Source organism: Alteromonas sp. 5NW40-0090 (genome assembly GCF_057552975.1).
Window position 1 is genome coordinate 151554 of the sequence record NZ_BAAJLT010000005.1, and the last position, 20219, is coordinate 171772.

Below are 20219 nucleotides of genomic sequence, written 5' to 3' on the forward strand. Positions count from 1 at the left end.
GTAATGACAATTGAGATAAAAGTTCCGGTTCTACCTGAGTCAGTTGCCGATGCCACCATTGCAACCTGGCACGTAAAGGCCGGTGACGCAGTTAAACGAGACCAGAACCTGGTTGATATTGAAACTGATAAAGTGGTTTTAGAAGTTGTGGCGCCAGCGGACGGTACAATTGGTGAGATCCTAAATGAAGAGGGTGCAACTGTTTTAGGCGAGCAAGTTATTGCTAAATTAGAAAAAGGCGGTGCAGCAGCACCGGCTGAAGCTAAAACAGAAAGCAAGGCAAAAGACGAATCAAAATCAGAGGCGGCTCCAGCGGCTTCTGGAAAAGCATCTGACGTTAAAGTACCGGTACTTCCTGAATCTGTAGCTGACGCGACAATCGCAACATGGCACGTAGCTGTAGGCGAAGCAGTATCTCGCGACCAAAATTTGGTAGATATCGAGACAGATAAAGTTGTTCTTGAAGTGGTAGCACCTGCTGATGGTTCTCTTGCAGAAATCATTGCAGAAGAAGGTGCAACAGTTACTGCTGAAGAAGTTATCGCAAAGTTTGTAGAAGGTGCTGCAAGTGGTGCTTCTGCTCCAGCAGCATCTAGCGAAAGCGATGACAGTGATGACAGCAGCGATGCGCTTAGTCCGTCTGTACGTCGTCTACTTGCTGAAAAAGGCGTAGACGCAGCTAAAGTGAAAGGCACTGGCAAAAATGGCCGTATCACTAAAGAAGACGTAGAAAAGTACCTTAAAGGCGGCGATAGCTCAGAGAAGGCTTCACCAGCAGCTGCTGAAGCACCCGTTGCAGATTTACCAACAGGTAACCGCACTGAGAAGCGTGTTCCTATGACTCGTCTTCGTAAAACTATTGCTAACCGCCTTCTAGAGGCGAAGAACTCTACGGCAATGTTAACTACGTTCAATGAAGTTAACATGAAGCCAATCATGGACCTTCGTAAGCAGTACCAAGACAGCTTCGAGAAGCGTCACGGTATTCGCCTTGGTTTCATGTCTTTCTACGTGAAAGCGGTAACAGAAGCCCTTAAACGTTTCCCTGAAGTTAACGCGTCTATCGACGGTGATGACATTGTTTATCACAACTACTTCGATGTATCGATTGCTGTTTCCACACCACGTGGCCTTGTAACGCCAGTACTTAAAGATACTGACACACTAGGCATGGCGGGTGTTGAAAAAGGAATTAAGGAACTAGCACTTAAAGGCCGTGACGGTAAGCTGTCATTGGCTGAACTACAAGGTGGTAATTTCACAATCACCAACGGTGGTGTGTTTGGTTCACTAATGTCTACACCAATCATTAACCCGCCACAGAGCGCAATCTTGGGTATGCATAAAATCCAAGATCGCCCAATGGCTGTTAATGGCAAAGTAGAAATTCTACCAATGATGTACCTAGCACTTTCTTATGACCACCGTATTATCGATGGTAAAGAATCAGTAGGTTTCTTGGTAACCGTTAAAGAGATGCTTGAAGATCCAACACGTCTACTTCTAGACGTATAAGACTTTCGTCTCGCGGAATTGTGGTTAGGCGTTTAGCTTGTGTATGCTAGCTAGGCGCCTAACGCAACGCTGATATTTTCCCTATAATATCAGTCAAACTAATCAAGTCGCATTTGCGGCTTTTGTCTTACTAAAAATCGGATAGAAACACCATGAATTTGCATGAATACCAAGGTAAGCAGCTATTCAAAGAATACGGCTTGCCTGTTTCTGAAGGATACGCAGCAGACACTGCTCAAGGTGCTGTAGAAGCCGCTGACCGCATCGGCGGTGAAGAGTGGGTAGTTAAGTGTCAGGTACACGCGGGCGGTCGCGGTAAAGCTGGCGGTGTAAAGCTAGTTAAAAACAAAGACGACATTCGCGCTTTCGCTGAAAACTGGCTAGGCAAAAATTTGGTGACTTTCCAGACTGACGAAAACGGTCAGCCTGTGAGCAAAATCCTAGTTGAATCTTGCACAGATATCGCAAACGAGCTTTACCTTGGTGCAGTAGTTGACCGTACAACCCGTCGCGTTGTATTTATGGCATCTACTGAAGGTGGCGTTGAGATTGAAACTGTTGCAGAAGAAACTCCAGAGAAAATCCTTAAAGCTGAAATCGACCCAATTGTAGGTCCTCAGCCTTATCAAGCGCGTGAAATGGCGTTTGCTCTAGGTCTTTCTGGTGTACAAATCAAGCAATTCACTCAAATTTTCCTTGGCCTAGCTAAGATGTTTGAAGAGCTTGACGTTGCGCTTATCGAAATCAACCCGCTAGTTATTAAAACTGACGGTAACCTACACTGCCTAGACGCGAAAGTAGGTATCGATGGTAACGCGCTATATCGTCAGCCTAAGCTGAAAGATATGCAAGATCCTTCACAAGAAGACGCCCGTGAAGCACACGCGGCTCAGTGGGAACTAAACTATGTTGCGCTAGACGGTAATGTAGGTTGTATGGTTAACGGTGCAGGCCTAGCAATGGGTACTATGGACATCGTAAACCTACACGGTGGTAAGCCAGCTAACTTCCTAGACGTTGGTGGCGGCGCAACTAAAGAGCGTGTAGCTGAAGCATTCAAAATCATCCTTTCTGATGACAACGTTAAAGCAGTATTGGTTAACATCTTCGGTGGTATCGTTCGCTGTGACATGATTGCAGAAGGTATCATTGGTGCGGTTAAAGAAGTTGGCGTAGAAGTACCTGTAGTTGTACGTCTTGAAGGTACCAATGCAGAGCTTGGCCGTGAAGTTCTAGCGAACTCTGGTCTAGATATCATTGCTGCTGAATCGCTAACTGATGCAGCGCAGAAAGTTGTTGCTGCAGCGGAGGGCAAATAATGTCTGTATTAATTAACAAAGATACTAAAGTAATTTGTCAGGGTTTCACTGGCGGTCAGGGTACTTTCCACTCTGAGCAAGCAATTGCTTACGGTACGCAAATGGTTGGTGGCGTAACACCAGGTAAAGGCGGTACTGAGCACCTAGGTCTTCCAGTGTTCAACACTGTACGTGAAGCGGTAGAAGCAACTGGCGCAACTGCAACAGTTATCTACGTGCCAGCTCCTTTCTGTAAAGATTCAATCGTTGAAGCTGCAGATGCAGGTATCGAGCTAATCGTATGTATCACTGAAGGTATTCCAACGCTAGATATGCTTTACGTTAAAGAATACGTTGAAGCGAAAGGCGTTCGCATGATTGGTCCAAACTGTCCAGGTGTTATCACTCCTGGAGAGTGTAAAATTGGTATCATGCCTGGTCACATTCACAAGCCTGGTAAAGTAGGTATTGTTTCTCGCTCTGGTACACTTACGTACGAAGCGGTTAAGCAAACTACTGACGAAGGTTTCGGCCAGTCTACTTGTGTTGGTATCGGTGGCGACCCAATTCCTGGTTCAAACTTCATCGACATCCTTCAGATGTTCCAAGACGATCCTCAAACTGAAGCTATCGTAATGATCGGTGAGATCGGTGGTACTGCAGAAGAAGAAGCGGCTGCGTTCATTAAAGAGAACGTAACTAAGCCAGTTGTTTCTTACATTGCGGGTGTTACTGCTCCTCCAGGCAAGCGTATGGGTCACGCTGGTGCAATCATCGCAGGCGGTAAAGGTACTGCTGATGAGAAGTTCAAAGCACTAGAAGACGCAGGCGTTAAAACTGTTCGTTCACTTGCTGAAATTGGCAAGGCGCTTCGCGAGACTACAGGTTGGTAAGCTAACGCTTATTAATATGTTTGAAAGCCCGCTAAAAGCGGGCTTTTTTATACCTGTAATAAAAATTACGTTGCCTTAAGTTGCTTGCAAACGTATTCACCTTGTTAAGATCATCTTTACCAGTAGTCTTAACGCGTCGATAAATTATGCGAAGAATCTTATTATGAAAAACGCTGCAATAGTCTGTTTAGCTTCACTGATTTCCTGCTCAACTATAGCTGATGAATACCTGACTTTTTTTATGGCGGGACAATCCAATATGGATGGCTATGGCTACGTTTCTGAACTGCCAAACGATTTATCAAAAGAACAAGACGTGATGATTTTCCATGGAAATGGGGTTTTTGATAATCAAGAAAACGGCGGCGTAGGGAAGTGGGATAAACTTCAACCGGGCCACGGTACTGGCTTCAAATCAGATGGAAGAAATAACACCCTTTCTGAGCGATTCGGAGCAGAATTAACCTTTGCTAAAGATATACAGCAGCAATTTCCAGACAAAAAAATTGCCATTATAAAGTATGCGGTAGGTGGAACTGGGCTTGCGCTGAATACGGGATACAGTAACTGGTACCCGAATTTTACTGAGGGCTACGGCCTCAATCAGTACGATTATGCCCTAAAGACAATTAACAACGCCTACGCAGTCAACGATATCGATGGCGATGGCAAGCCAGACTCGTTAAAACCTATGGGGATTATTTGGATGCAAGGTGAAGCCGATGCGCACGCAAGCGAATTGTCAGCCAATGCATACCTTACCAATTTAACAACTATGATGAATTTGTTTCGTGCTGCACTTAGGGTAGACGATCTGCCTGTTGTTATCGGCAAAATTACCGATTCTGAAATGGGCGAAGAAGATATTATGCCCTACATTGAGCGAGTGCACCTTGCTCAGCAACGATATGTCGAGTCAGACAGTTGCGCCAGCTATATGTCTAATTCTGATAGTTATACGTACGGTGATGACCCCTGGCATTACACCAGTAAAAGCTTCATGCTAATGGGAAGAGACTTTGCATTAGCTTATAAGCAAGTCGCAGAAAAGTGTGGATATAGCGATAATTAAAAAAGACTAGAGCGTTGTCAGCAAATACTTATATAAAGCCTCGTTTTTACGGGGCTTTTTTGCTTGAAATCGATTTTTTTTGGATAAAAAAAGTTGATGACAGAATGTTTGTATCACGACACTGTTGACAAAGTACTGAGGTAGTTGTCGTTACTAGAAATTATAAACTGGCGCGTTTAACTGATGTCGTGCCTTTTAAAAAACTTAATCTCAATCTTGCATGCATATTTTATTTCCATATCTGAAGGCTCAGTCTGCACGTAATATAATTTCATAAATATTTTACAATTAGGCTGTTTCAGCAGGTAAATGTTGTAAATTTACATCATTAGCTTGTTTTGACTTGTTAAAACAGTGTTGCATAAATTTTATTGAATACGTATGCAGGCAATTGTGCAAACCTTAGGTCCTCTATAGCATTGTCCCCGTGAGATGTATTGTCATTTATTTGTCATAAGAACAACAAAAAGACAACAACTATAACTGTATGGGACACCCGTTTTATGAAACAATTTAAACCCAACCTAATAAAAGCTGCGCTTATCTCTGGCGGTATGGCGTTTGGTTGTGCACCTGCACTTGCTCAAGATGCAAACGCTGATGCTGTTGATGAAGATAACCTTGAAGTTATTCAGGTAAGCGGTATTCGCGGCAGCCTACAACGTGCACAAGCAATCAAAATGGATAACACGTCAATTGTAGAGGCGCTATCTGCTGAAGACATTGGTAAGCTTCCAGACACAAGTATTGCTGAGTCAATTGCTCGTCTTCCTGGTTTAGCTGGTGAACGCCGTAACGGTCGTACTAGCGGTATCTCTGTTCGTGGTTTCAACGAAAACTATGTAGGTACTACATTGAACGGTCGCGAACTATTAGGTATGGGCGATAACCGGGGTGTCGAATTTGACCTTTATCCTACGGAAATTGTTTCAAACATCTTAGTTTATAAAACTCCTGAAGCCGGCTTAATGACTCAGGGTATCGGTGGTACTGTTGATATTCAAACCGTTAGCCCACTGAGCGCGCAAAAAACGGTAACATTCAACGGCACATATGAAGCGAACCAAGAAGAGGCAGGTAACCCTGATTTTGATAATAAAGGTCATCGCCTATCTTTTAACTACGTAGATCAATTCGCTGACGACAAGCTCGGTGTGGCGTTAGTTATTGCCGATATGGAATCACCACGTCAAGAACAGTACTTTCGTGGTTGGGGTTATGCAGACGCTGACCCTGCAAAAGCAGCCGAAGGTGTTGAAGTACCTGAAGGAACTGTAATCCTTGGCGGTCATGATTCATTTACTCGTTCAGCTATGTTGGAACGTACATCTGTTGCTGGTGTAATTGAATATGCACCCACAGATAATTTAAAAATCCAGTTCGATGCGCTTTACATTGATTTTGAAGAAAATGACGCACGTCGCGGCGTTGAAGAAGGTGGCGCAGAGTGGGGCACGGGTGCTTACACAATCACTGGTGTTGAAGACGGTCTCGTAACTTCTGGTTACTACGATGGTTTCTTATCTGTAATCCGAAACGACTCTCGTCAACAAGAAGCAGAACTCACTACTTTTGGTCTAAATGTTGAGTACGTTATCAATGATAACTGGACAGCCACGTTAGACGTATCTATGGGTGAAGTGGACAAAACTATCACTGATATAGAAAGTTATTCCGGTGTAGGTCGTGCAGGAATTGACGGTCGACCGCTTACTCCACGTGCATGGACAATGACCTCTACTGGCGCGGTTTACAGTGACCATCCTACTTTAGACAGTGTCAATTTAGCAGATCCTAACTCAATCTACCTAGCCGGACCGCAGGCTTGGGGTGGTTCACTAACTCCAGTAGAGCGCTTCCGAGGTGTAGAAGGTTTTGGACCTAATACAGCACAAGACGGTTTCGTCAACGAACCAATTTTTGAAGAGTCACTTGATGCTGTTCGTCTTGACCTAGAAGGTTTTGTTGAATGGGGTGTATTCACTAAGTTGACTGCGGGTGTTAACTACCAAGAGCGTGAAAAATCTAAAGATAATAATGGCGCTTACCTAACGTCGCCAGAATGGCCAAATCAAGAACTGGTTCCAAACCCAATCGGAACAGCAGATTTGAGTCACATTGGTATCGATGGTGTAATTGCATACGATGGTCTTGGTTTATATAGAAGCGGTTACTACATAGAGACGGAAGCAGAACTATTTGAGAATGGGCGCTTTGGTGACTCGTATACTATTTCAGAAGATATTCTAACTGCATACGCGAAGCTAGATATTGAAACTGAAATTGGTGATGTGCTTGTTTTTGGTAATCTTGGACTACAGGTTATCAACGTCGACCAAGCAGGTACTGGTTTTAACACGACTACTGGTCCAACAGGATTTACTGCGGTCACTCCAGTATCGGATGGCGACTCTTACACTGACGTATTGCCAACATTGAACCTGAGCTTCGAAATTGCTGAGAACCAGTTTATTCGTACTGCTTTAGGGAAAGTCATTAGCCGTCCTCGTATGGATGACATGCGCCCGAATAACACAGTGAGCTTTACCTTCAACGACCAGCAAATTACTTCAACAAATGTTGCTAATGGCCCATGGTCTGCAAGCGCGGGTAATGCTCGTCTTAGACCGCTTGAAGCGAACCAGTTTGATATTGCTTACGAAAATTACTTCGCAGACTCAGGTTACTTCGCTGCTAGCTTCTTCTATAAAGACCTGACTAACTGGCACGTTGCAGGCCAGACTGTTGGTGACTTTAGTGAATCATATATTGAAGGTTTCCACGAAACATCTGGTGAAACTGACATAAATAATGATGGTGTTCTTGACGACAGCGATATTGTTCCACCAGGTACATTTAACGGGATTGTGAGCTTCCGTGAAGATGGACTTGAAGGGTTTGTTCGTGGCTGGGAGTTGCAGGGTAGTCTACCGTTTGACATGATCCACGATTCACTTGAAGGTTTTGGTGTGTTCGCTAGTGCGACCTTCCTTGACGGTGAATTAGAAAATGGTGAAGCGGTACCAGGTTTGTCAGAAGAGACCTACTCACTAACCGCTTTCTATGAAAGCAATGGTTTTGAAATTCGTGTCTCTGGAACTAAACGTGACGCGTTTGCTACTGAGACCCGTGCAGTTAGTCTCTCTCTAGCACCTATTGAAGATAACGGTGTTAAGCAGATAGACGCACAGATTGGCTACGATTTCAGTGAGTCTGGCATTGAGTATCTTCAAGGGCTTCGCGTTACGCTTCAAGGCCAGAACTTGACTGACGAGCCTACTGTTCGTGTTAATCCAGGTGACAGTCGTCAAATTACTGAGTTCCAAAGTTACGGTCGTAACTTCCTACTTGGTTTCAACTACACGTTCTAATAGACTTACCCCCGCTTGTTATAAGCAGGCGGGAGCCTAAGAATGTCGTAACAGAAGTTTTAGTAGTTAATATGCAATTTGAAAGCCCCAAAACAGTCAAACGTATTGGGGCTTTTTTGTTGTATCGCAATACAGGTCGTGTTATCAAAGCGGTGTAAGTAGCGGTATAAAGTGATGGCAAAAATATGAATAACAAAGCAGTTAAAAAGGTAGTAATCGTCGGCGGTGGTACTGCTGGTTGGATATCTGCTGCGGTAATAAAAAGGCTCATTGGCGCGGGCGTAGATGTAACTCTTATTGAATCAGAGGACATTGGTACAGTCGGTGTAGGCGAGGCGACGATACCTCCTATTATCACGCTGAACAATGTTCTCGGTATAGATGAAAAAGAATTCTTACGAGAAACTAATGCCACGATGAAGCTTGCCATCAAGTTCGAAAATTGGCGGGTTAAAGGTGAGGATTATTTTCATACATTTGGCGCACCTGGAAAAAGTTACGCTTTCTGTCATTTTCATCACTACTTCAAGCGAGCCGAATCTCTTGGCCTTACGGATTCTATTTGGGAATATGATCTCAACTACTTAGCATGTAAAGCAGGTAAGTTTGCACATATCAAGTCACCTGATCCGATTATCGAAATGCCTTATGCGTATCATTTCGACGCGTCGCTTTATGCGCGATTTCTTCGTAAGAAATGTGAATCAATGGGTGTTACGCGTAAAGAGGGCATTATTGTTGATGTTAAACAAGATGCTGACAGTGGTTTCATCTCTGGCGTCACGCTGAAAAGCGGTGAGCACCTAGAAGGCGATCTATTTGTTGATTGTTCAGGCTTCAAAGGTTTGCTTACCCAGCAAACATTGAATACAGGTTATGAAGACTGGTCTCATTGGCTACCGTGCGATCGCGCTGTTGCCATGCCGAGTGAACGATTAGAAAAAACGTTGCCTTACACGCGTTCAATAGCACATTCTGCGGGATGGCAGTGGCGTATACCGTTACAGCACCGTAATGGGAATGGCTTGGTTTACAGCAGTAACTATTACAGCGATGATCAGGCGCTGGAAATATTGTCGAACAATTTGGATACCAAGCCTCTGGCAGACCCTAATTTTATTCGCTTTAAAACCGGGCGAAGACGCAAGCAGTGGAATAAAAATGTAGTGGCTGTTGGTCTATCAAGCGGTTTTCTGGAGCCCCTAGAGTCAACCAGTATTCACCTTATTCAATCAGCCGTTGTAAGGCTTATTCACTTGTTCCCACACGAGGGCTTCAAGCAACATCAAATTGATGAGTACAACAAACAATCTCAGCTTGAATATGAACAAATACGCGACTTTATAATTTTGCATTACCATGTCAATGAACGAACTGACTCGCATTTCTGGAAGGATTTACGAGAAATGGAAGTGCCAGAAAGCTTGACGCATAAAATTGAGCTATTTAGAGCATCAGGTAACTTGTTCAGAGAGCAAAATGATTTGTTCCTTGAAAGTTCTTGGCTACAGGTACTGCTAGGGCAAGGTATCGCACAAGGTGATTACCATCCTCTCGCAAACGCCTTGTCCGAGCAAAAGCTACAAGAGCTAATGCAAAACATTAAACGCATTAAGAACGAGCCGATTGGAAAAATTGCGACTCATGACGACTTCTTGAAGCAGTTTTGTGGTTAGCCGTTTAATATGAATAGACCAATGAACATAGTCATTGCCGGGGGCGGGACTGCCGGCTGGATGGCAGCCAATTATTTTGTAAATAAATGGCCATCGGACAAGGTTAACATCACCCTTGTTGAATCTCCCGATATAGGCATTATCGGTGTAGGCGAGGGTTCTACACCGACACTAAAGCGCTTTTTTGAAGAGTTAAAAATCAAAGAGCGTGATTGGATGCCTAAGTGTAATGCAACGTACAAAGTAAGTATTCGGTTTAGTGACTGGAGTCCGGGTTCCGGTGTTAAACAGTATCGCCATCCCTTTATCTCTCAAACAGACACCTTTACCCAGCGTGCTTTTGAAGTAAACTGCCGAACACGAAGGCTAGGTCTTGATAGTCACGTCAACCCAGAAGATTTTTTGTTAAACGGTGTATTGGCAAAACAAAATAAAGCGCCTCTAACGCCTGAAAATTTTCCATTTAGAATGGAATATGGCTACCACTTTGATAGCGCATTGCTGGGCAACTATCTGCGTGATGTTGCGGTTAAAAAGGGCGTTACCCACGTTAGTGCCGTAATCAGCGACGTGGCACTTCATGCTAGCGGAGATATTAGCCATCTTGTAACAGAAAGAGGCAATATCGAAGGAGACTTTTTCGTTGATTGTACAGGATTCTCTTCAACCCTATTGCAGCAGGCTTTAGGCGTTAAATTTAATTCCTATTCTGATAACCTGTTTAACGATTCAGCTGTCGTGTTACCCACACACGCACAGGAGAAAATTCAAGTAGAGACCCAGTCAACCGCGCTATCTAATGGTTGGTGCTGGTCTATACCTTTACAAAACCGCACTGGAAATGGTTATGTTTATAGTGCTTCACATTTGGCAAAAGACAAGGCAGAAGAAGAGTTGCGTCGACATCTCGGGCTGGAAAACAGCGATGTAGAAGCTAGGCATCTTAAAATGAAAGTCGGGCAAGTAGAGCAGCACTGGCATAAAAACTGTCTAGCTTTAGGCCTATCGCAAGGATTTATCGAGCCACTCGAAGCAACTGCGCTTCACCTTGTCCAGATTTGTATAGAGTACTTCTCGGATATGTTTGAAAAAGGCGCTTTTTCAAGTAGTGAGAGAGTATCTTACAATGCATTTGCGAAAGCACGTTTTGACCGAGTGCGAGACTATATCGTGGCGCACTATAAGCTTAATACAAGAAACGATTCTGACTACTGGCGTGACAATAGAAACAATATGGTGTTGTCTGACTCCCTTAAATCGATCATTAGCACCTGGTTTAATCGCGAAGATCTAGGGAATGAAATCAAGCGCCAGAATATAGGTATGCACTGGGACTCAGTATCATGGCATTGCTTATTTGCTGGTTATGGTGCATTTCCGGCACTAGCACAAAACCAGCCTGGTCGAGGGGATTTGTATAAAGAGCAAAATATTGAGCGCTTTATTCAAGGCTGCGCGTTGAATTTTGAACATCATAATGCTGTGCTTCTAGCACAGCAACACGGTGAGTAAGAACCCTGAGAGCTAGGGATGGCTTTCAATGATGTTATATTTTCCCATAACAAACTCTGCTAATCTGCTAAACCCCTCATTCTAAAAGTTATATAAAACAATCACTTTTGCTTTTTGTTTTAATTATGTTTTATAATTGTAAATGAATACGTATGCATAGCGTTGCTCTCTTTTTATACAAACCAGTAGTATTTGGTGTTCCATAAGAGGCATTTTTGGGTGTAGTAGTCCTAAAAGTGTCGATAATAAACAAGGAATGGGACACCAATGAAAACATTCAAACCCAGCACTATCATGGCGGCCTTGATAAGTAGTGGGGTCGCGTTTAGCGCAGCTCCTCTTTATGCCCAAGAGTCACCAGACACTCCCGTAGATGAAGTTGAACGACCACAAGAAGATACCTTAGAGCGTATTGAAGTACGTGGTTTTAGTACCAGCTTGATCCAATCACTAAACCAGAAACGCTTCTCTGACACGGTTTCTGAGCAAATTTCTGCAGACGATTTGGGCGGACTTCCCGATGTGTCGATGGCAGATGCTTTGACCCGCTTGCCAGGTATTTCGGCGGTGCGTACCGGCGGACAAGCAGCTCAAATAAACATTCGCGGTTTATCAGGCGATTTCGTGTTTTCTACGTTAAACGGTAGAGAGCAGGTATCCACCAGCGGAAGTCGCGCTATTGAATTTGATCAATATCCGTCCGAATTAATTAGCGAGGCAGCGGTGTATAAATCTCCCAAGGCATCGCTTATTGAAGGCGGAATTGCGGGTACGGTAGAACTTAAAACTGCATCACCACTTGCCATTGAAGAGCAGCATAAATTCAGCGCCAACATGCGAGGCATGTACAACGATAGAGCGTCAGAGGTGAGTGATGCTACAGAGTATGGACATAGACTGAGTTTCTCATACCAAGGTAAATTCCTTGACGATACGCTTGGTGTATCACTAGGTTATGCTCGTTTATTCCAACCGAGCGTTTCTACTCAATTCATTGGTTTAGCTTATAACGGTCAAGTTGATGTAGACGGACTTGAAGGTGATATAGACGGGCCAGCAGATTGCCCCAATTGTGAACTCATTTCAGAAGGCTTTGAAATGCAGCACAAGGGCGGGGAAGAGACTCGCGATGGTTACGTTGCCGCGTTTGAATGGGCACCTATTGATACCTTTACACTTAAAGCTGATGCTTTTATCTCGAAATTTGACTCTGAAGCCTTTGCACGTGGATTTCGCGTTAAGCTAGGTGGAATAAACGCTGGTATAACTAATCCTGTAATAGTAAATAACAGCGTAATTGGCGGCACATTTTCTCGTACAGACAACAGCTTTACCCGTGTTGAGTTGGTAAACGACGACAATCAAGATTTCGACAGTGTTACCAACTTAGGCGTGAATGCTAATTGGGAAATATCGCCAGATTTAGCGGTTCAGTTTGACGTCTCCCGCTCAAGTGCTGAAAGCGACTTTAGAAACGGCTTACTGTGGTCGCTTGTTGGCGAAGATGCGACAGCGGCAAACCCCGTGTTCGACGAAAACGTCCAAATTTCTTATTTGCTCAACGGATTAAACTTACCTGATATCGGTTTTAATCAAAGTGATGCTTTTACAAACTTAGACCGTGTAATGGTTAGTAAATACGGTATTTATCCGTATGAAAACAAAGATGAGTTAGATGCCTATCGCGTCGATTTCCAGTATTACGTCGACGTACCAATCATTTCTGGTTTCGAATTTGGCTATCGTTACTCAGACCGGGAATATAACAATGACCGCTCTGTGTTTGAATACGGAAACGACAGTGCATTCTCAGTAAGCGAACCGCCACTTCAGTTAACTTCTGATATGGTCGAAGAGGTAAATTGGAGCGGTGATTTTGGTTATTTTCCAAGTTATCTTTCCGTTGATCTAGACAGTGCACTTAATGCTTGGTTTCCAAGCGGTAGGCCACAGCCTGTTCAAACGTGGGGACCTGGCGCTGCCGGCGTTATTAATGGTCCAGGTACAGGGCCTGCTACCGCGTGGACACTACAAGAAAGTGGTGATGTCTTTGAAACTGTGAATTCTGCTTACTTGATGGCAAACATTAATACAGAAATTGGCAGTATTCCTGTTACAGGTAATGTTGGTGTTCGTTACGTTAAAAGTAAACAAAGTTCAACGACGCTACAGCGTGCTACTCGGTTAATTGAAGACCTTGAGACCGGAACGTCGGTTGAAGTTAGTGACCCTACGGCTGGTGCACAAAACATTGCCGACGACGTAGGGTTAATTAATAACTTTTATCGCCCAGCCTTGATAAGTCACGAATATTCTGACGTTTTGCCTTCAATTAACCTGAACTTTAAACTTACAGATGACACGCAACTTCGTGTAGCTGCTGCAAAAGTGATGGGCAGAGCGCCAATAAACCGTTTTGCCGCGAATGCGTCAACGACTATTGAAACGGTTACCGCTTTCCAAGACAGAGACTCGGGAGAAATTACGCTTTCTAACCCTACAGCAAGGGTTAGCGGTAACGCCCGTAACAGCCCTTATTTAGAGCCATTCTATGCAACTCAGTATGACGTTTCATGGGAGTACTATTTCTCAGATACGGAAGGCGCATTAGTAGTTGCTGGCTTTTATAAAGACATTGAATCGTTTGTAGAAGACATCGAAATAGAGCCTTATGATTTTGAAGCAAACGGCATTGTTATTCCTGACAATGTGAGCGTGCCGGTTTACTTGACGCCAGAGTTTGCAGGACAGGAAGCCGAACTAGCGCTTGATGAAAATGGCGACCCTATCTTTATTACCGTTCCCACTGAAAATGGTAGCTACAGCACAGCCGTAAATAATGCCGAAGGTGGCTATATTCGCGGTTTAGAAATCGCTTATACGCAAATTTATAGCATGCTACCTGGCATGTGGTCAGGCTTAGGCGTTAGCGCAAGTTACTCTTACACCGAAAGTGAAATTCAGCGCACGCTAGGTGATGACGTGTATGCCGCTAACTTACCAGGTCTTTCTGAAAACGTTGCTACGCTGACCGTGTTTTGGGAATACGAAGGTTTTGAAACTCGCTTGTCTAGCCGATATCGCGATGCATTTGTTTCGCAGCAAGTAGCGGTAAACGACCAGGTGGTTAACTTTGATGAAGAATTGGTTATCGATTACCAAGCGTCGTACGAGATTAACGACAATTGGAGCGTACTATTTCAAGTTAATAACCTAACTGACGAGCCAACGAAGAGCTATTTCTCATCAGAAGAGCAAACCGGCACTATCCAATACTTTGGAACCCAATATTACCTAGGGATGACATATCAACTATGAAAAACAGCATCTTAGGTAATTTATTTAGCAACACGACGGAATATTCGGTTGCCAAAAGTAGCGAAAATATTCAGGAGAATTCTATGTTTACTAAAAAAAGAGTAGTGCGCGCTGCGTTACTCGTAGTAGGCGCATATACACTCGCAGGTTGCGGTGGCTCGGGCGTAGAGTCGGGCACGAACGATCTGCTTACCTGTGAGGTTCCAAATGTACCTAATTCAACAGGTACGGCTTGTGAACCGCCACCACCTATTCAATGCGATGCGCCGCTCGTACCTAATGAAGCGAACGATGCATGTGAAGCCGGTGCTGATCCAAGTCTACCTGCACCTGTATTTACCCCTTCATCTAATCAAGCTGTACTTTATTATAATCGGGCTGCTGTTGACGCTGATAACTCAAGTAACGATGCAGCTTATGAAGGCTGGAGGCTACATACTTGGAACAACGACCAGTGTGATGCTTATGCTGACGCAGACACGGATTGGGCCAACGGTCGCATTCATAGCGGTATCGATCCAAACTATGGTGCGTATTGGATCCTAGACCTTAAAGAAGGGTATGGAAGTTGTCACAATTTCATCATCCACAAAGGCACTGATGATGCCGGAAAAGAAATGGGAGGCGGAGACTTCCAGGGCTCTTTAGTACAAGATGATGAAACATTTGTACGCATGAATTTTACCCTTTCTGGCGAGGCAACCATATTTGAGTTCCCTATCATGTCTCTTGGTCCTCAGCCTGTTGATATCGAGGGTTTTGGTGCGCATTGGTTAGATGCCAACACTATTTTATGGGACGTACCCGAAACCGTTTCAGAGGTGAAACTTCACTATTCAGCACAGGCTGACTTAGAGAGCACGCTGGAAGAGGGGATTAACGGTACTCAAGTAACGTTAATGAGTACAACACTTACCGAGGAGCAATCTGCCCGTGCGCCGCACTTATCTGCTATGCAGGCTTGGGAGGGAGACTGGTCGGTTGAAGATGCTAAAACCGTGTTGACGACACAAACCGTAGTAGGGGGGTACGATGCTGACGGTGCGCTGGTTGTTGCGACCGGGATCCAACTGGCTAACGGAATAGACGCACTATATACGCTCGGTGAAGACGATGCCGACGAAGCTCAACTTGGTGGTATCTACTCTGATACAGGTATTACTGCCGCATTGTGGGCGCCTACTGCTTCAAATGTTGATCTTCTGATTTATACCGACAACAAGACATTAAGCCATCGTATTGATATGGTTCGCGATGATACGTCTGGTGTCTGGCGTCATGAAGGCGATATGTCCCTTGACCGTCAGCTTTACCGTTATGAAGTTACCGTCTATCACCCTATTACGGGGAATGTAGAAACCCTGCTTGTTACAGACCCATATTCTGTGTCACTAAGCACAAACGGCCGTTTCTCTCGCTTCGTAAATCTAGCTGATGATGATTTAAAACCACAAGGCTGGGATACTCATACTATTCCGACGGTTGAAAATTATGAAGATGCAGTCATTTACGAAGGACACGTTCGTGACTTTAGCGTACGTGATATGTCTACGTCTGAGGAAAATAGAGGTAAATACCTTGCCTTTACTGAAGAGGGCACAGCACCGGTTGAGCACCTTAAAAAGCTTGTTGAAGCCGGGCTTACTTACTTCCATATACTTCCAGCAAGTGACATTGCAACCATCGATGAGGATCCAACAAAAACGGTAGATTTATACGATACGGTAGGCAAGCTGTGTCGCTTAAATAGCAGCGCTGCTGTATGTGAAGAAGAAAGCGCTGATGCATTGCTAATTGACGTTTACAACGGTTACGATCCTTTATCTCAAGCGGGTAAAGCTCAGCAGCTTACTAATGATTTACGCAATCTAGATACATTCAACTGGGGCTATGATCCTCATCACTTTAACGCGCCGGAAGGCAGCTATGCGTCGAGTGCAGAGGGTGTAGAACGCATTGTAGAAATGCGCGCCATGATCCAAGCCCTTCACGAGATGGGGCTACGTGTTGCACTGGATGTAGTCTATAACCATACCAATGCGTCGGGTGTTTTCAGTAAGTCAGTATTAGACAAAGCTGTACCGGGCTACTATCACCGTTATGAAGTGGATACGGGTGCGATTGTTCGTGAAACGTGCTGTGATGACACAGAGCCTCGCAATGTCATGATGGAAAAGTTCATGGAAGACTCGCTGCTAATGTGGACTGAGCATTATAAGTATGATTCATTCCGTTTCGACATCATGAGCCAAGCTACAAAAGACACTATGGTACGCTTGCGTGATGCAGTCCAAGCTATCGATGCTGACAACTATTTCTACGGTGAAGGCTGGACTAAAATAGACCGCGGTTACGAGCAAGCGAGCCAGCTCAATATGGCTGGTACCGAGATTGGTACCTATAACGACCGTATTCGCGAAGCTATTCGCCAAGGCGCTATCTTTAGACCGGAAGATGAAGGGCTATTAAGCGCGCAAGACCGTGTAAAAATGGGCATGATCGGAACGTTAAAAGACTATGTTTTGGAAACGTCTTCAGGAAGTGCAGGCGCTACCAGTAACTTAGGCGGCTACGCAGAAGATCCTGCGGATATCATTAACTACGTGTCGAAGCATGATAATGAAACACTGTGGGATCAGTTAAACTACACACTTCCGCAAGATATTACTCTAGAACAGCGGGTTCGTGCCCAAAATGTAGCAATGGGTATTAATCTTGTGTCTCAAGGTATTCCATTTTTACAAATGGGCGGCGACATGCTTCGCTCAAAATCAATGGATAGAAATACCTATGATGCGGGCGACTGGTTTAACTACGTCGATTTCACCTACGAAACGAACAACTGGAACGTAGGTTTACCGTTGGCACAAGACAACGAAGCCCGTTGGGAAGAAATGGGTGAATTCATTTACAATCCAAATCGCGCGGCCTCAATGGCAGATATAATGTTTGCCTCTGATGTGTTTGCAGAATTGCTTAATATTCGAATGACAAGTCCGCTGTTTAGATTAACCACCGCAGAAGACATCATCGATCGTATAGGTTTCCACAATATTGGCGAACGCCAGCAGCGCGGTCTCATAGCGATGAGTATTGATGACGGCATATCTGAAAACAGCGAAGTACCTCGCCAAGATTTAGACATGATGAATGATGCGGTTATGGTGCTAGTGAATACAGGGTATGAAGAGAAGTCTATCACGGTAAACACAGCAACAGGTTTTTCGCTTCACGCCACACAAATGAATTCTGTCGATGCTGCGGTACGCGGCGCCACATTTGTAGAAGGTGAAGAGGGTAATGGAACCTTTACCGTTCCTGCACTAACTATTGCTGTGTTCGTAAAACCACAGTCTGGAGCCCAAGGTTATGGTCTATCAGCGTATGCCACGTCTGGTGCGCCTGATGTGGTTCCTTACGGCGACACCATTGCTTACCTGCGTGGAGATATGAATGGTTGGTCAACGGATGATGCATTTACCTATCAGGGTGACGGTAAGTACACTGTAACAGCTACACTTGAAGGTGGCGTTACATATGGATTCAAATTCGCATCTGAAGATTGGAGTACAGTGAACTTTGGCGCGGCGGATGGTGAAGAAGGTACAGTAATAGCGGGTGAAGAAAAGGTTCTTGCACGTACTAATACCAACCTTTCATTTACACCAGTGACGAGCGCGACCTACCTGTTTACTATTGATGCGACTGATAGCGAAGCACCAATTCTTATGGTAGAGAACGAAGAGCCCTATGTTGGCACACCAGTGTATCTTCGTGGTGCAATGAACGACTGGGGTACGGCTGAGGAATTTGCGTACCAGGGCGGACGTATTTACACTTTTTCTCGTGATTTTGAGCCAGGGACTTACGAGTTTAAGGTTGCTTCAGAAGATTGGAGTACCGTGAATTTTGGTGCTTTGTCCGCCGACGATGCCGATCGTAACTTAGCGCCAGGTCAAACTCTTGGGTTGGCTGCGACAAACGACAACCTGATTCTCAACATTGAAACTGCTGACCGCTATGTTTTCGTGTTCAACGTAACCGACATAGACGCGCCTACCATAGGTGTGTTTAAAGAAGCGTTTTGGGGAGAAACAGAAGTTTATATCCGTGGCGGTATGAACGGATGGGGTGCCGAAGATATGTTTGAATATCAAGGAGAAGGAGTCTACATCGCTGACATTGAGTTAAGCGCAGGTAGTATCGAGTTCAAAGTGGCCTCTGAAGATTGGTCAACGGTCAACCTTGGTAACCCCAACGATGCTGCGAGTAATGTTGTCATTCCCAGTGAGCCTAAATTATTAGGGCAAAGTAACAACAATTTGTTGATTGAAATTGCTGAATCTGGTCTTTATGAGTTTAGAGTTACCGGGCCAGATGGTAACGCACCCATGTTGACAGTAACGATGAAATAAATGCTCATCAGAAAGTTTAGTTAACGTCTAAGTGTTAACAATTTAAAAACCGCGACCTTGTTCGCGGTTTTTTCTTCTTGGCATATCTCTTGATTCTCTTGTAGGATAGTTGATACCGAAAGTGGTCATACCAGATGATTGTCAACGTGTTTACAAGGAGAGGGCGGATGAAAAGTGCATTAGTTGTAGAGGGTGGCGCGATGCGCGGAATATTTGCGGCTGGCGTACTAGACAAATTCATGGAGCAAGATTATTACCCTTTTGATTTCACATTAGGGGTTTCCGCTGGTGCGACAAATTTGTCGACTTACGTCTCAAAAATGCATGGCTTAAGCAAGACCATCATTACCCAATATGCAACGAAGCGCGAATTTTTCAGCCCCCTTCGATTCATAAAAGGGGGGCACATGACAGATGTCCATTGGCTATGGCATCACTCTAAACAGTCCATGAATATTCCCGCGCCTGGCGAAAAGAGCAGCATGCCTTTGTACGTAGGGGTAACAAATGCCGAGTCAGGTGAGTGTGAATATATACAGGCCACCAAGGATAATGTCGATGACTTGATGGTAGCTTCTTGTGCGTTGCCCACCGCATACAGGGATGAAATAATAATAAACGGTACGCGCTATCTTGATGGCGGCGTTGCCGATGCAATACCTGCCATTAAAGCTTACAATATGGGCGCACGAGATATTACCGTGATACTTTCTCAACCACTTGGATTCACCAAGCCCGAAGTAAAATCAACCTGGTTAATGCAAAAGATGTATGGGAACCAGCCTGCTATCCTTGAAAAGATGCTTCAGCGCGCAGCCATTTACAATGAAACGCTCGACTTTTTAAATAATCCACCAGCCGACTGCACTATAAGGGTAATCGCGCCAGACGAAGCTTTCTGTGTAAAACGTCTTACCATGGATAAGAAAAAGCTACTAAGGGGTTATGGCCAGGGTCGACGTATGGCAAGACGCTATATAAAAGCTATTTATTCGGTCGCAAATCGAAAATCGGCGTGAAACTATCATAATACGCCTCTACACATGTAGCGATTAAGCAACAGTGCAACTTTAAAGCTTGGATATATCCAAGCTTTTTTGTTTCAAGACTTTAAAGCTATATATCTCAATGGCTTAAGGTGTTTCAAAT

10 protein-coding genes are annotated in these 20219 nt (G+C 44.5%); all 10 read left to right on the plus strand.

Annotation, left to right across the window (positions count from 1 at the left end):
- Positions 1–3: 3 nt before the first annotated feature.
- The 10 genes from odhB to AC27KT_RS07955 all read left to right on the plus strand — a co-directional run bounded on the left by odhB (position 4) and on the right by AC27KT_RS07955 (position 20089).
- A complete protein-coding gene (gene odhB / locus AC27KT_RS07910; protein ID WP_487128865.1) occupies positions 4–1515 on the plus strand; it encodes a 2-oxoglutarate dehydrogenase complex dihydrolipoyllysine-residue succinyltransferase in 1512 nt (503 codons plus the stop codon).
- A gap of 152 nt (positions 1516–1667) precedes the next feature.
- A complete protein-coding gene (gene sucC / locus AC27KT_RS07915; protein ID WP_012518365.1) occupies positions 1668–2834 on the plus strand; it encodes an ADP-forming succinate--CoA ligase subunit beta in 1167 nt (388 codons plus the stop codon).
- A complete protein-coding gene (sucD, locus tag AC27KT_RS07920) occupies positions 2834–3706 on the plus strand; it encodes a succinate--CoA ligase subunit alpha (RefSeq protein ID WP_025255209.1) in 873 nt (290 codons plus the stop codon). Before sucC ends, sucD begins: the two co-directional genes overlap by 1 nt.
- Positions 3707–3869: 163 nt before the next feature.
- Positions 3870–4778, plus strand: a complete 909-nt coding sequence (locus AC27KT_RS07925) for a sialate O-acetylesterase (RefSeq protein WP_487128868.1) — start codon at positions 3870–3872, stop codon at positions 4776–4778.
- A 503-nt stretch (positions 4779–5281) separates the two neighbouring features.
- Positions 5282–8149, plus strand: coding sequence for a TonB-dependent receptor (locus AC27KT_RS07930; RefSeq protein WP_487128870.1), 2868 nt, complete (start codon positions 5282–5284; stop codon positions 8147–8149).
- Positions 8150–8334: 185 nt separating this feature from the next.
- Positions 8335–9825 carry a tryptophan halogenase family protein gene (locus AC27KT_RS07935; protein WP_487128872.1) on the plus strand — a complete coding sequence of 497 codons (1491 nt, stop codon included), beginning with the start codon at positions 8335–8337 and terminating at the stop codon, positions 9823–9825.
- Between the two features lie 9 nt (positions 9826–9834).
- Complete coding sequence (locus AC27KT_RS07940; RefSeq protein ID WP_487128874.1) at positions 9835–11337, plus strand: tryptophan halogenase family protein; 1503 nt, start codon at positions 9835–9837, stop codon at positions 11335–11337.
- Positions 11338–11604: 267 nt separating this feature from the next.
- Entirely contained in the window at positions 11605–14655 is a 3051-nt protein-coding gene (locus AC27KT_RS07945; protein WP_487128876.1) for a TonB-dependent receptor, read from the plus strand.
- Positions 14656–14738: 83 nt separating this feature from the next.
- On the plus strand, positions 14739–19070 hold the full coding sequence (locus tag AC27KT_RS07950) for an alpha-1,6-glucosidase domain-containing protein (protein ID WP_487128878.1): 4332 nt from the start codon (positions 14739–14741) through the stop codon (positions 19068–19070).
- Positions 19071–19237: 167 nt separating this feature from the next.
- Entirely contained in the window at positions 19238–20089 is an 852-nt protein-coding gene (locus AC27KT_RS07955; protein WP_487128880.1) for a patatin-like phospholipase family protein, read from the plus strand.
- Positions 20090–20219: the final 130 nt, after the last annotated feature.